This is a genomic window from Halomonas sp. ND22Bw (assembly GCF_003011945.1).
In the GTDB taxonomy this organism is placed as follows: Bacteria; Pseudomonadota; Gammaproteobacteria; order Pseudomonadales; family Halomonadaceae; genus Halomonas; species Halomonas halophila.
Genome location: NZ_PXWD01001874.1, coordinates 1 through 232, shown reverse-complemented (window position 1 = coordinate 232; position 232 = coordinate 1). Strand labels below are relative to the sequence as shown.

Genomic DNA, 232 nt, shown 5'->3' with positions numbered 1-232 from the left:
GTCGCGGCCTGCCTGCACGACATCGACAGCGGCATCGCCGGCATGAACCATTTCATGCTGCCCGAGGACAGCGACCGCACCGCGCGCGATGCGCGGGAGTCGATGCGCTACGGCACCTACGCGATGGACGTGCTGATCGCCGAGATGCTGCGCGCCGGCGCACGACGCGAGCGCATCCAGGCGAAGGTCTTCGGCGGCGGCGCGGTGCTGGCGAACATGACGACGCTGAACA

Annotated in this window: 1 pseudogene; it reads left to right on the top strand. The window is 69.0% G+C overall.

Annotation, left to right across the window (positions count from 1 at the left end):
* Nucleotides 1–232: pseudogene (locus CVH10_RS24785) on the top strand (chemoreceptor glutamine deamidase CheD); the annotation flags it as partial.